Below are 13,063 nucleotides of genomic sequence, written 5' to 3' on the forward strand. Positions count from 1 at the left end.
TCGAACTGGCCGAGCTGGCGGGGGTCAGCCAGCCGTCGGTGACCCGTTTCGCCGTCGCCCTGGGCTTCGACGGCTACCCGGCGCTGCGCCGGCACCTGCGCGAGGTCGCCCCCGCCGAACCGGCGGAGCGCACGACGGCGTACAACGAGTACCAGCAGGCCGTCGAGGCCGAGATCGAGAACCTGCGGCACCTGGCCCAGGCGCTGGCCGACCCGCTGCCGGTGCGGCGGGCGGGGCGGATCCTCGCCGCCTCGCGCCCGCTGCCGGTCCTCGGCCTGCGGGCCGCCGCCTCCCAGGCCTACGGCTTCGCGTACTTCGCCGGCAAGGTCCACCCGGACGTACGGCTGCTCAACGAGGGCGGCACGATGGTCCAGGACCGTATCGACGGCGCCGTACGGGCCGGTGCGTCGGCGCTGCTGTGCTTCGCGCTGCCGCGGCACCCGCGCGAGGTCGTCGACACCCTCGCCTACGCCCGGGACGCGGGCCTGACCGTCGTCACCGTCGCGGACTCGGCCTTCGCGCCGGTGGCGAAGTACTCCGACCTGCTGCTGCCGGCGGCGGTCGGCACCGGGCTCGCCTTCGACACCGCGTGCGCGCCGATGCTGCTCGGGCGGGTGCTGCTGGAGGCCATGTGCGACGACCTGCCCCAGGCGCAGGCCCGGCTGGAGGAGTTCGACGCGACGGCGGCCGCGCGGGGGCTCTTCGTGGAGTAGGCCCGAGCCGGGCCGCGCCCCCGGCGCGCGCTCCCGTCCCGCCAACGCTCTCTCAGACTCGTCTCACCAACGCCCGCTAGCCTCCCGCCCCGACGGCTGTGCGGACCGCGGGACGAGGAGGAGGCGGCAGGTGGCGCGCGGAGGTCAGGGACTGGTTCGGGTGGCGGTGGTCGTACGCGCCGGGGCCGCGCCCATGTGGTGGTTCGGGGTGTTCGCGGCGGGCCTCGGCCTGCTGGTGCCAGGGCCCGCCGGACGCCGTGTCGGAGTGCTGTCGGGGGCCGCGCTGTTCCTGGTGAGCGCGGCGGCCGTGGCGTGCGTACGACGGCGGCGCTACCGGGAACTCGCCCGCGGTACGGCCCGGGCGGGCCGGCACGACGTCCTCCAGGACCGCGCGGTCGGCGTCCGCAACTGGCGGCGGGGACACCGCTGGTGGCTGCTGCTCGCGTTCCTGGCCGCCCTCGGCAGCGCCTTCGCCGTCCCCGCGGCCGGCGGTCTGCTGCTGGCCGGCGCGGGCTGCGGGCTGTGGCTGAAGGCCGCGTGGATCGGGCGGCTGGAACGGGCCGGGGACGCGCTGCTGTGGGTGCGCGTCGACTGGCTGGACCGGCGCGGCGGACGCCCGGCGGGCAAGGCCGTCAGGGCCTACCGCAGCACGGGCATCGCGGCGGGCGACGCGGCCCCGGGCGGGGCGCGCCGCCGCACCACGGCGCTCGTCTGATCCCCGGGTCAGACCTCCAGGTCCTCCTCGATCCTCTTGAGCTGGTGGCGGGCCATCGCCAGGTTGGCGCGCTTGGCGTCCAGCGCGAGGTAGAGGAAGAGGCCGTTGCCGCCGCGGCCGCTGATCAGGCGGATCAGGTGGTACTGATCGTTCAGGGTGATGAGGATGTCCTCGATCTGTCCCTTGAGGCCGAGGTGTTCCATGGTGCGCATCTTCGCCCGTACGACGTCGGTGTTGCCGGCGGCCGCGACGTTCAGGTCGAAGGTCTTGCTGCCGCCCATCGTGCCGAGCGCCATTCCGCTGGTGTAGTCGACCAGGGCGACGCCGGTCGCCCCCTCGATCGAGGCGAGGCATTCCTTCAGGCAGGTCTCGGTGTTGGCCATGGCCGGGTCTCCTTGTTCTCTAACTTTCGGTGGTGGTGGGCGCGCTGGTGCCCGTGGTACGGGGCGCGCGCGGGGTTCTGGTCCGTGGGGCGGCGGCCCTGGCCGCCGGTTTCGCCGTCCTGGCGGTGGGCTTGCCGGTGTCGCGCGCCGTCGCCTCGGCGTCGACGAGCTCGCCGATGCGGACGCCGGCCCGGCGGCCCTCCAGGTGCAGCCGGCCGACGTTGACGCGGTCCTGGGCGAGCAGCGTCAGCACGGCGGTGCGGCCGGCCGCGTAGGTGGCGACGTATCCGTAGACGCCCCGCACGAGCAGTTCGCGCAGGTCGCCCTGGCCGGTGACGTCCGCCATCCGTACGGCGACGCCGAGCGCCGTGGCGGTCAGGGCCGCCACGCTCTCCGGCTCCACGCCCGGTGTGTCGTGGGCCAGGACCAGGCCGTCGACGCTCGCGGCGAGGGCGCCGGTGAGCTGCGGGACGCGGGCCCTCAGCCGGCGCAGTTCGTCCAGGATTTCGGGCTCGGCTGCCATCCGGTGTCTCCTCTCAAAGGGCCTCCAGCGCATCCCTGAGCCTCTTCAGCAGCGTGATGTGGGGGTCGGTGGTGTGGGCGAGGCGGTCGGCGAGGGCGGGCGCCGGCCCGACGGCCTCGGGTTCGGGGGCCCGGCGGGGCGCGATGAGCCCGGCGGCCACCAGACGGCGGACGTCCACCAGCGTGTGGAAGGCCTGCCGTCCCAGCTCCTGGGCCAGCTGGGGCGCGGTGCGGGTGCCGTCGACGAGCTCCAGCAGGGCGTGCTGGCGCGCGGTGAGCCGGGGTGCCGCGGTCGCGTACGTCCGCACCAGGGGTGAGCTGTCCGCCCGGGTGTCGGGCCAGATGCGGTGCAGCAGGCCGCGGCGGCGGACCGTCTCGCGCTCCAGGGCGGAGACCGGGACGGGCAGCACGGAGCCGATCCGGTGGGCGATGCCGTAGCGGAAGCGGCCGGGGGTGCTGCTCGGGGCGAGCGCGAAGTACGCGGCGTCGTAGACCGCGCCCAGGTGGCACAACTGGAGGGCGCCCCGGGCCAGATGGCCGCCGGCCAGCAGCAGGTCGGCGGCGCCCCGCTGGTCGTCGGCGCGGGAGAGGGCGTCCCGCCAGGTCTCGGAGCCCAGGGTGCCGCCGGCGGTCAGCAGCACGTCCAGGCCCGGGGAGAGCGGGCTCTCGGCGTGCACGACACGGCCCTCGTCGAGGTAGAGGGTGCCGCGCTCGCGGACGAGGACGCCGGTGGCCTGCTCGGCGGCGAGCCGGGTCAGCATCGGTGAGACGCCGCCCCAGGCCCGCTCGGCGGCGACCGCCCGGTGCCGCACCGGCAGGCGGGGCGGGGGGGTGTCGACCACGGTCATCCCAGCACCAGCCGCTCCGCCATCTCACCCATGCGTATCCGGGCCAGGGCCAGGTTGCCCTCCGTGCGGGCCAGCCACAGATGAAGGAACACGCTGCTGTCGAAGGAGGTGTCCACGAAGCGCAGCAGGTGGTAGCTGTCACGGTTGCTGACGATGAGGTCCTCGACCGGCGGCCGCTCGCCCTCGGGGTCGTCGGCGGAGGCGAACGCCCCGTGCTCGGCGGCCAGCCGGGCCAGTTCGGCGGCCTCCGCCGCGGTGGTCTCGTGGTCGCCGCCCGGGGACTCGCCCACGGTGCCCAGGGCAAGACCGCTCGTCCAGTCGACCAGCGCGGCGCCTCTGGCACCGGGCAGCCGCATGGCTTCCAGGAGGCACTCGTCGATTCCGGGCACCGTTGTTCCCCTCCCGCCTGGGGTTTCGGCTGAGTGATGCCGACGCTACGCACCGTGTGCGAAAGTCAGGAGGGTTACGGCATTTTCCGGTGGAACATGCGACCGAGGGGCTAGTGTGGGTCAACTGACCCGGGTTTCACACCAGTTGCACCCGGTACTGTCGGCGTGCCTCAAGGGCGCCCGGATGCGCCGAGGGTGGTGAGCGCCCAGGCGTGCGCCCCTCCGGCCTCGGTCACGATCTCCTCGGGCGCCTGCGGCTCGCGCACGGTGGCGAAGGCGACCCCGCCCGAGCCGTCCGGGGCGTAGCCGTAGATCCCCGGCCGGGGCAGGGAGTTGTAGGCGTAGTGATGCGCGAAGTAGTACGCCCCGGTGTCCAGCGCTGCCACATGGTCGCCCGGTTCGAGCAGCGGCAGCGCGCGGGCCTCGGCGAGCAGGTCGCCGGCGAAACACGCGGGCCCGGCGACGTCCTGCACCGCCTCCGGCCCGCTCTTGGGCCGCCCCTTCGCGTCGTACGCGGCCAGCCGCAGCGGCCATGCCCCGGGCGCGTAGACGGTGCGCGTGGCGACCTGCACGCCCGCGTGCGTCACCGCGACCGGCCGACCGCCGGCGCTCTTGGTGTACTCGACCCGTGCCAGCACCGCGCCCTGCTTGGCCAGCAGCGACCGGCCGAACTCCGTGACCAGTCCGTACCGCCCGCCGAACAGCCCCGGCACGACCTCGGCCAGCAGCCGCGCGTACTGCGCGTAGGTCGGCGCCGTCGCCTCCGAGCCGAAGTTCACCGGCAGGCCGCCGCCGATGTCGAGGGTGTCGATCTGTCGCCGCCCGGCCCGCTCGTTGATCTCCTCGGCGAGCGCGTAGGTGCGGGCGACGCCCTGTGCCATCAGGGACAGCGGGATGCCCTGCGAACCGGTGTGGGCGTGCAGCCGGGTCAGCCACGGGCGGTCCAGGCAGGCGCGCACCACCCACTCGCGCGCCCCCTCGTCGCGCAGCGCCACCCCGAACTTGGAGGTGGCCGTCGCCGTCGACAGCGCCTCGATGGAGCCCCCGCCGACCTGCGGGTTCACCCGGATCCCCAGCGGCGACCGGGGGGAGGGCGAGGGCGAGGACCGGACGAGGGCGTCGATGCGGTCGAGTTCCTGGGGATTGTCGGCGTTGACGGCGATGCCCAGCTCCAGCGCCTCGCGCAGCTCGGCCCCGGTCTTGGCGGGCGAGTCGAGCACGGTGGCGGCGGGCGGCACCCCGGCCGCGCGGGCCAGCGCCAGCTCGCCGGGGCTGGCCACCTCGGCGCCGACGCCCTCCTCGTGCAGCAGCCGCAGCACGGGCACGAGCGGCGTGGCCTTCACCGCGAAGGCGTGCAGGACCGGGGTGCCCGGCGCCACCACCGCCTCGAAGGCCTCCCGCAGCGCGGCCGCCGACTCCCGGATGCCCCGCACGTCGAGCAGGCCCACGAGGGGGGTGCCGGGCCCGAGCAGTCCGCGCTCCACCGCGGCCCGCACCGCCTCGTCCCGCAACGCGGCCCGCGCCCGGTCCGCGGGGCCCGTCCCGTCGTCGTGGCGGAGCCCTCCGATGCCGTCGCCGACGCCTTCGCCCATGCCTTCGCCCATGCCGTCGTCCCCGTCCCGTCGATGCCGGCAGCCATGCGTCCAGCCAAACACCCGGGGCGCGCCCGCGCCGTGCGCACCGACGTATTGACTAGTTCTATTCAGCGGGTCAGGATGTGAATAACGCCAGCAACAATCCGCCGGACCCCGCAGCCGGGGCACCCATCCCTCAGGAGGCAGCCCATGTCAGGACCCCGCCCGCCCGTCTCCCGCCACCACCCTCAAACGAGGCCCTTCGGGCCGCCCCCTGGTGGTGTTCGTGCGCCGCGCGGTACGGAACTGAGCGCCCTGGGATGGCAGCAGGAGGCCGCGCTGCGGATGCTCCAGAACAACCTCGACCCCGAGGTCGCCGAGCACCCCGACAAGCTCGTCGTCTACGGCGGCACCGGCAAGGCCGCCCGGGACTGGCGCTCGTTCGACGCCATGGTCCGCACGCTGAGGACCCTCAAGGCGGACGAGACCATGCTCGTTCAGTCCGGGCGTCCGGTCGGTGTCATGCAGACGCACGAGTGGGCCCCGCGCGTGCTGCTGGCCAACTCCAACCTCGTCGGCGACTGGGCCAACTGGGAGGAGTTCCGCCGCCTGGAGGCCCTCGGCCTGACCATGTACGGCCAGATGACCGCCGGCTCCTGGATCTACATCGGCACCCAGGGCATCCTCCAGGGCACCTACGAGACCTTCGCCGCCGTCGCCGCGAAGAAGTTCGGCGGCACCCTCGCCGGGACGATCACCCTGACCGCCGGCCTCGGCGGCATGGGCGGCGCCCAGCCGCTCGCCGTCACCATGAACGACGGCGTGGCGATCTGCATCGACTGCGACCCGCGCGCCATCGACCGCCGCATCGAGCACCGCTACCTCGACGTCCGGGCCGACTCCCTCGACCACGCCCTCCAGCTCGCCACCGAGGCCCGCGACCAGCGCAGGCCCCTGTCCATCGGCGTCCTCGGCAACGCCGCCGAGCTGGTTCCGCAGCTGCTCGCCATGGGCGCGCCCATCGACATCGTCACCGACCAGACCTCGGCCCACGACCCGCTGTCCTACCTCCCGCTCGGCGTGGACTTCGAGGACATGGCCGACGCCGCCGCCAAGGACCCGGCAGGCTTCACCACCCGCGCCCGCGAGTCCATGGCCCGGCACGTGGAGGCCATGGTCGGCTTCCTGGACGCCGGCGCCGAGGTCTTCGACTACGGCAACTCCATCCGTGGCGAGGCCCAACTGGCCGGTTACGACCGGGCGTTCGCCTTCCCCGGCTTCGTCCCCGCCTACATCCGGCCGCTGTTCTGCGAGGGCAAGGGCCCCTTCCGCTGGGCCGCCCTGTCCGGCGAGGCCTCCGACATCGCCAGGACCGACAAGGCGATCCTGGAGCTGTTCCCCGAGAACGAGTCCCTGGCCCGCTGGATCAAGATGGCCGGTGAGCGCGTCCACTTCCAGGGCCTGCCCGCCCGCATCTGCTGGCTCGGCTACGGCGAGCGCGACAAGGCCGGCGAGCGCTTCAACGACATGGTCGCGAGCGGCGAGCTCCAGGCGCCGATCGTCATCGGCCGCGACCACCTCGACTGCGGCTCCGTCGCCTCCCCGTACCGCGAGACCGAGGCCATGCTCGACGGCTCCGACGCGATCGCCGACTGGCCGCTGCTGAACGCCATGGTGAACGTGGCCTCCGGCGCCTCCTGGGTCTCCATCCACCACGGCGGCGGCGTCGGCATGGGCCGGTCCATCCACGCCGGACAGGTCACCGTCGCCGACGGCACCCCGCTGGCCGGGGAGAAGATCCGGCGCGTGCTCACCAACGACCCCGGCATGGGCGTCATCCGGCACGTGGACGCCGGGTACGACATCGCGGAGTCGGTCGCCGGCGAGCGGGGCGTGCGCGTCCCGATGCGCGAGGGTGAGGAGCGTTGAGCTTCCACCGCATGTGGACGGAGCTGCTGCCGGTCGGCCGCAGCTCCGCCTCCGGCGGCTACCGCCGCTTCGCCTGGACGGGCGCGGACGCCGAGTGCCGGGCCTGGTTCCGCGAGCAGGCCGAGTCGCGCGGGCTCGCCTACGAGGCCGACCGCAACGGAAACCAGTGGGCCTGGCTCGGGGACCCGGCCGCCGGCGACGCCGTCGTGACCGGGTCCCACCTGGACTCCGTGCCCGACGGCGGGGCCTTCGACGGACCCCTGGGCGTGGTCTCCTCCTTCGCCGCCCTGGACGAACTGCGCGACAGGGGAGCGCGGTTCACCAAGCCGCTGGCCGTCGTCAACTTCGGCGACGAGGAGGGCGCGCGGTTCGGGCTCGCCTGCGTCGGGTCGCGGCTGACGGCCGGGCACCTCACCGTCGAGCAGGCCCACCGGCTGACCGACGCGGACGGCGTCACCCTGCCGAAGGCCATGGAGGCCGCCGGCTACGACCCGGAGGCCATCGGCCCCGACCCCGAGCGGCTCGCGCGCATCGGCGCCTTCGTGGAACTGCACGTCGAACAGGGCCGCGCCCTGGACCTCACCGGGGACGCGGTGGGCGTGGCCGGCGCCATCTGGCCGCACGGACGCTGGCGGTTCGACTTCCGCGGCGAGGCCAACCACGCCGGCACGACCCGGCTGGTGGACCGCCACGACCCGATGCTGTCGTACGCCGAGACGGTGATCGCCGCCCGCCGCGAGGCCGCACTCGCCGGCGCCGTCGCCACCTTCGGCAAGATCGCCGTGGAGCCCAACGGGGTCAACGCGATCCCGTCCCTGGTGCGCGGCTGGCTCGACTCCCGCGCCGCCGACCAGCCGACCCTGGACACCGTGGTCACCGGCATCGAGAAGGCGGCCCGCGAGTACGCCGCCGCGCACGGCGTGGACCTCGACGTGGTGCGCGAGTCCTTCACCCCTGTCGTCGAGTTCGACCACGCCCTGCGCGACGAGCTCGCCCGCATCCTGGGCAGGGACGGCGGGGACGACCGCGAGATACGGGTACCCGTCCTGGGCACCGGCGCCGGGCACGACGCCGGAATCCTCTCCGGGAGCATTCCGACCGCCATGCTGTTCGTGCGCAACCCCACCGGCGTCTCGCACTCCCCGGCCGAGTTCGCGGCCGAGGACGACTGCGTGGCCGGTGTGCGCGCACTCGCCGACGTACTGGAAGGACTGGCCTGCACGTGACCTCCACCGAGCGGACGCGGACGTACTGGCTGGAGCAGGCCTGGCTCGGCACGCACGTCGAGCCGGGCGTGGCCCTCGACGTGCACGAAGGCCGCATCGTGGCCCTCCGCCCGGGCATGAGCACCCCGCCGCCGGGCGCCGAGCCCCTGCGCGGCCTGACCCTGCCGGGCCTGGCCAACGCCCACAGCCACGCCTTCCACCGGGCCCTGCGCGGCACCGTCCAGGTCGGCTCGGGCACCTTCTGGACCTGGCGCGAGGTCATGTACGCCACCGCCGACCGGCTCACCCCGGAGAACTACCACGCTCTCGCCCGCGCCGTGTACGCGGAGATGGCGCTGGCCGGGATCACGGCCGTGGGCGAGTTCCACTACGTCCACCACGCCCCGGGCGGCACCCCGTACGCCGACCCGAACGCGATGGGCGAGGCCCTGATCGCGGCCGCCGCCGAGGCCGGCATCCGCATCACCCTCCTGGACACCTGCTACCTGTCCGCCGGCTTCGGGCAGCCGCCCGGCACCCACCAGCTGCGCTTCTCCGACGGGAGCGCCGAGGCCTGGGCCGAACGCTGTTCGGTTCTCAAGGAGCGGGACCACGCGCGGATCGGCGCCGCCGTGCACTCGGTGCGGGCCGTGCCCGCGCGGGAGCTGGCGACGGTGGCGCGGTGGGCCGAGGAGCGGCGGGCGCCCCTGCATGTGCACCTGTCCGAGCAGACCGCCGAGAACGACGCCTGCCTCCAGGCCCACGGGTGCACCCCGGCCCGGCTCCTCGCCGACCACGGCGTCCTCGGCCCGCGCACCACCGGCGTGCACAACACCCACCTCACCGAGGACGACATCGCCCTGCTCGGCGGCTCCGGCACCGGCACCTGCATGTGCCCCACCACCGAACGGGACCTGGCCGACGGCATCGGGCCCGCCGTCGCCCTCCAGCGCGCGGGCTCCCCGCTCAGCCTCGGCTCCGACAGCCACGCCGTCGTCGACGTACTCGAAGAGGCCCGCGCGATGGAGCTGAACGAACGGCTGCGCACCCGCACCCGGGGGCACTGGACGGCCGCCGCCCTGCTGCGCGCGGCCACCGTGGACGGCCACGCGGCGCTCGGCTGGAGCGACGCGGGCAGCCTCGCACCCGGCGCGCTCGCCGACTTCACGACGATCGCGCTCGACTCCGTCAGAACCGCGGGGACGCTGCCCAGGCTGGGCGCCGAGACGGCCGTATTCGCGGCGACGGCGGCCGATGTGCGGCACACGGTCGTGGCCGGCCGGCACGTCGTACGCGACGGAGCGCACGCCCTCGTACCCGATGCACCGGAGGCGCTGGCCGCCGCCGTCGAAGCCCTGCGCGGCTGAATCCCACCGTCATCCCGAAGGACACGGACACCGACATCATGAGCAGTGCGAGCAGCGGCACCGGCGCGAGCACCGTCATCGACAACATCGCCACGCTGGTCACCAACGATCCCTCCCTCGGTGACGGATCCCGCCTCGGTCTGGTCCGGGACGCGGCCGTCGTCATCGAGGGCGACCGGGTCGTGTGGACCGGTGATTCAAGGAAAGCACCCGCCACTGACAACCGGGTCGACGCGGGCGGCCGCGCGGTGATCCCGGGCTTCGTCGACTCGCACTCCCACCTGGTCTTCGCGGGCGACCGCACCGAGGAGTTCAACGCCCGCATGTCCGGCCGCGCCTACAGCGCCGGCGGCATCCGCACCACGGTCGCCGCCACCCGCGCCGCCGACGACGCGGAACTGGAGGCCAACCTCACCCGCCACCTCGCCGAGGCGCTGCGCCAGGGCACCACCACCTTCGAGACCAAGTCCGGCTACGGCCTGACCGTCGCCGACGAGTCCCGCGCCCTGCGCATCGCCGCCCGCCACACCGACGAGGTCACCTACCTCGGCGCCCACATCGTCTCCCCCGACTACGCCGGGGACCCCGCGGCCTACGTGGAACTGGTCACCGGCGAGATGCTGGACGCCTGCGCCCCGCACGCCCGCTGGATCGACGTCTTCTGCGAGAAGGGCGCCTTCGACGGCGACCAGGCCCGCGCGATCCTCACCGCGGGCAAGGCCAGGGGCCTGCACCCGCGCATCCACGCCAACCAGCTCTCCCACGGCCCCGGAGTGCAGCTCGCCGTGGAGCTCGACGCGGCCAGCGCCGACCACTGCACCCATCTCACGGACGCGGACGTCGACGCCCTCGCCAACGGCGCCACGGTTGCCACGCTGCTGCCGGGCGCCGAGTTCTCCACTCGCGCCCAGTGGCCGGACGCCCGCCGGCTCCTGGACGCCGGGGTCACCGTGGCCCTGTCCACCGACTGCAACCCGGGCTCGTCGTACACCTCGTCGGTGCCGTTCTGCATCGCGCTCGCCGTGCGGGACATGGGCATGACTCCGGACGAGGCGGTGTGGTCGGCCACCGCGGGCGGAGCCGCCGCCCTGCGCCGCACCGACGTCGGCCGCCTCGCCCCCGGCGCCCGCGCCGACCTCGCCGTCCTCGACGCCCCCAGCCACGTCCACCTCGCCTACCGCCCGGGCGTCCCCCTGGTCACCCAGGTCTGGCGCCGCGGCGTACGCGAGGTCTGACCGCCGCCACGCGCGAACCGCGCCCCCGCCGACGGGCCCGACGGGCCCGTCCGGTCCGTCACGCAGCCCCCGCTCTCCATTGCTGGGCCGTGCCGCCCGTCAGGGGGTCGAAGGACAGGCTGCCGTCCGAGTGCGGGGTGAGGCCCGTCTCGATGGCGATCGCCGGGCGGATCACGCCGTCCGGGTCGACGGTGAAGGTGAGGTTCCGGCCGTTCCTGCCGTCCACGGAGTCGCAGTGCCAGATGCCGACGCCGTTGTCCACGGAGCCGCGGCTGTCCAGGCAGAAGTCGGGATCCGCGGCCGACTGCACGACCCCGCGCGAGGCGTCCACCCGCCAGCGCTGGGTGTCGGCGGAGCCGCAGGGCTCCAGGTCCACGTCCGTGCCGTCGTCGAAGTCGCCCGCGATGTCCAGACAACGGCCCGTGGCCGCGTTCACCACCTGCGCGTAGGAGGCGCCCGGCGGGTACACCGTGGGCGACGGCGTCGGGGTGGGCGTGGGCGTCGGGTGCGCCGTACGGCTCGGGCGCGGCTTGGGGCTGGGCGAGGGCGGCCGCGAGGTCGCCGAGGGGGAGGGCGTCACCGTGGGGCCGGGCACCGTCGCGGTGACCGTCACCTGCGGCGCCGGAGCCGAGGGGGTGGTGACCGCGCCCGCCGAGCGCTGGGACCCCGTGCCGCCGCCCGAGGCGAGCAGGAAGAGCACCAACGGCGCGAGCGCGACTCCGAGCGCCGCCGAGGCCAGTACGTAGCGGCGGGACGGCGGCCAGGCGGCGGTCCGCTGCCAGGCCCCCTTCGCCCTCGAGGAGCCCGGGGCCGCCCCCGCGCCTCCCGCGTCCCCGTCCCCGCTGCCCCTGCCCGGCCTCCCGCCCGGCCCCTCGCGCTGTCCCGCCTCCGCGCCGGCGCCCGCCGGCGGCAGACCGGCGTAGGCCGGGCCGGCCCAGGGCAGCAGGCCCTCGGCGAGCGCGGTGCGGGGCTGGTCGCGCAGGGCGGACTGCTCCTCGAACGCGGCCGTGCAGTGCCCGCAGTACGCCATGTGCGCCTGCAGATCGGTGCTGGTACGGGGGTTGTCGGGCCGTACCGACTCCTCGATCAGGCGGCGGAAGTCGCCGCAGCGGGGGTCGTCGGAGGCGGCGAGGCGGGCCCGCAGACACGCCTGGGCCATGGCCTGGAGCGCCCGCGGTGTCTCGTGGACGACGTCCTGCCGGGTCACCCCGAGGAAGACGGCCGTCCGCTCCTCGGACTCCTGCTCCACGACCCGGTACCAGATCAGCCCCTGGGCTCGCAGCGGCAGCGACTGGAAGGCCGTGAGCAGCGGCGGCACGGGCCCCTCGCCGCCGGCCGTGTTCAGGACGAGCAGCAGCCCGGAGTCCAGGCCGCCGGCCCGGTCGTCGCGCGCCCACGACGCGGCCAGCCGCCCGGTCAGCAGCAGGAGCTGCAGCCGCACCGGGACCCCCTGGTCCACCCCGCGGGCCGTCTCGCGCGCGGCGAGGGTGAACGCCTGCGCCGCGAGCTGCGCCGCGGCCGAGTCGCTCGTCGTGCACCGGCGCGCGTAGGCGAGGACACGGGGGCGGTGGCGGGCCCGCAGTTCCTGCAGCGCCGGATAGACCACCGGGGAGTCGGCGCGCAGCAGCGCGGTCAGCAGCGCGTCGGACGCGTTCGCCTTGGGGTCCGCTCCGCCACCGCCCGTGTCCCCGGTCTCGACGTCGTCGTCGGTCCCGCCGGCCCGAGCCATCCACCCGCCTCCTCGCACCCCCGGCCGGGCTTCCGGTCCTGACGTACCGGCCAGTTCGGTGGGTGACCCTAGTGGTGCGGGCGGAGACGGGAAAGGGGTTTCCGCGGGTAACCGGAGGGCCGTCCGGCGCCGTTCAGGGGCGCGGACGGACACCTCGTGTCACACCCGGTCATTCCTCGAGGGTCAGTCCCCGGCGCAGCCGCACCAGGGTCCGGGAGAGCAGCCGCGAGACGTGCATCTGCGAGATGCCGAGCTCCTCGCCGATCTCCGACTGGGTCATGTTGGCGACGAACCTCAGGGAGAGGATCTGCCGGTCCCGGGCGGGGAGTTCGGCGATCAGCGGCTTCAGCGACTCGATGTACTCGATGCCCTCGAGTCCGTGGTCCTCGTAGCCGATGCGGTCCGCCAGCGCGCCCTCGGAGTCGTCCTCCTCGGGCTGGGCGTCCAGCGAGGA

General features: G+C 74.6%; 13 protein-coding genes. 6 read left to right on the plus strand and 7 right to left on the minus strand.

Annotated elements, in window-relative coordinates:
• Both IE249_RS24925 and IE249_RS24930 read left to right on the plus strand, forming a co-directional pair.
• The coding region (locus tag IE249_RS24925; protein ID WP_229859219.1) for a MurR/RpiR family transcriptional regulator at window positions 1–713 on the plus strand (713 nt) is incomplete at its 5' end.
• A gap of 130 nt (window positions 714–843) precedes the next feature.
• Complete coding sequence (locus IE249_RS24930; RefSeq protein WP_189708090.1) at window positions 844–1,428, plus strand: hypothetical protein; 585 nt, start codon at window positions 844–846, stop codon at window positions 1,426–1,428.
• A gap of 8 nt (window positions 1,429–1,436) precedes the next feature.
• On the opposite strand, the gene IE249_RS24935 is transcribed toward IE249_RS24930, so the two are convergent.
• The 5 genes from IE249_RS24935 to IE249_RS24955 all read right to left on the minus strand — a co-directional run bounded on the left by IE249_RS24935 (window position 1,437) and on the right by IE249_RS24955 (window position 5,162).
• The gene (locus IE249_RS24935) at window positions 1,437–1,811 is read right to left on the minus strand and encodes a roadblock/LC7 domain-containing protein (RefSeq protein WP_189708092.1); all 375 of its coding nucleotides are present in this window, start codon (window positions 1,809–1,811) and stop codon (window positions 1,437–1,439) included.
• Window positions 1,812–1,830: 19 nt separating this feature from the next.
• Complete coding sequence (locus IE249_RS24940) at window positions 1,831–2,334, minus strand: roadblock/LC7 domain-containing protein (RefSeq protein ID WP_189708094.1); 504 nt, start codon at window positions 2,332–2,334, stop codon at window positions 1,831–1,833.
• A 13-nt stretch (window positions 2,335–2,347) separates the two neighbouring features.
• The gene (locus tag IE249_RS24945) at window positions 2,348–3,181 is read right to left on the minus strand and encodes a transcriptional regulator (RefSeq protein WP_189708096.1); all 834 of its coding nucleotides are present in this window, start codon (window positions 3,179–3,181) and stop codon (window positions 2,348–2,350) included.
• Window positions 3,178–3,570 carry a hypothetical protein gene (locus IE249_RS24950; RefSeq protein ID WP_189708097.1) on the minus strand — a complete coding sequence of 131 codons (393 nt, stop codon included), beginning with the start codon at window positions 3,568–3,570 and terminating at the stop codon, window positions 3,178–3,180. The genes IE249_RS24945 and IE249_RS24950 overlap by 4 nt, the downstream gene beginning before the upstream one ends.
• Before the next feature lie 170 nt (window positions 3,571–3,740).
• Window positions 3,741–5,162, minus strand: coding sequence for a type III PLP-dependent enzyme domain-containing protein (locus tag IE249_RS24955; RefSeq protein ID WP_373304442.1), 1,422 nt, complete (start codon window positions 5,160–5,162; stop codon window positions 3,741–3,743).
• 192 nt (window positions 5,163–5,354) lie between these two features.
• On the opposite strand from IE249_RS24955, the gene hutU reads away from it, so the two are divergent.
• The 4 genes from hutU to hutI are packed head-to-tail and all read left to right on the plus strand — an operon-like array spanning window position 5,355 to window position 10,880.
• A complete protein-coding gene (gene hutU, locus IE249_RS24960) occupies window positions 5,355–7,073 on the plus strand; it encodes a urocanate hydratase (protein WP_189708101.1) in 1,719 nt (572 codons plus the stop codon).
• A complete protein-coding gene (locus IE249_RS24965; protein WP_189708103.1) occupies window positions 7,070–8,299 on the plus strand; it encodes an allantoate amidohydrolase in 1,230 nt (409 codons plus the stop codon). The genes hutU and IE249_RS24965 overlap by 4 nt, the downstream gene beginning before the upstream one ends.
• Window positions 8,296–9,645 (plus strand): formimidoylglutamate deiminase, encoded by a 1,350-nt coding sequence (locus IE249_RS24970; RefSeq protein ID WP_189708105.1) that lies wholly within the window; start codon window positions 8,296–8,298, stop codon window positions 9,643–9,645. Before IE249_RS24965 ends, IE249_RS24970 begins: the two co-directional genes overlap by 4 nt.
• Window positions 9,646–9,683: 38 nt before the next feature.
• Window positions 9,684–10,880, plus strand: a complete 1,197-nt coding sequence (gene hutI / locus IE249_RS24975; RefSeq protein ID WP_189708106.1) for an imidazolonepropionase — start codon at window positions 9,684–9,686, stop codon at window positions 10,878–10,880.
• Between the two features lie 58 nt (window positions 10,881–10,938).
• Here hutI and IE249_RS24980 read toward each other — a convergent pair whose 3' ends face one another.
• The gene (locus IE249_RS24980) at window positions 10,939–12,609 is read right to left on the minus strand and encodes a ricin-type beta-trefoil lectin domain protein (protein ID WP_189708108.1); all 1,671 of its coding nucleotides are present in this window, start codon (window positions 12,607–12,609) and stop codon (window positions 10,939–10,941) included.
• Window positions 12,610–12,778: 169 nt separating this feature from the next.
• Window positions 12,779–13,063, minus strand: a 285-nt coding sequence (locus IE249_RS38435) for a sigma-70 family RNA polymerase sigma factor (RefSeq protein WP_229859221.1), incomplete at its 5' end; no start/stop codon positions are given.

The sequence above is a fragment of the Streptomyces anandii JCM 4720 genome (genome assembly GCF_014650655.1).
Taxonomy (GTDB): domain Bacteria; phylum Actinomycetota; class Actinomycetes; order Streptomycetales; family Streptomycetaceae; genus Streptomyces; species Streptomyces anandii.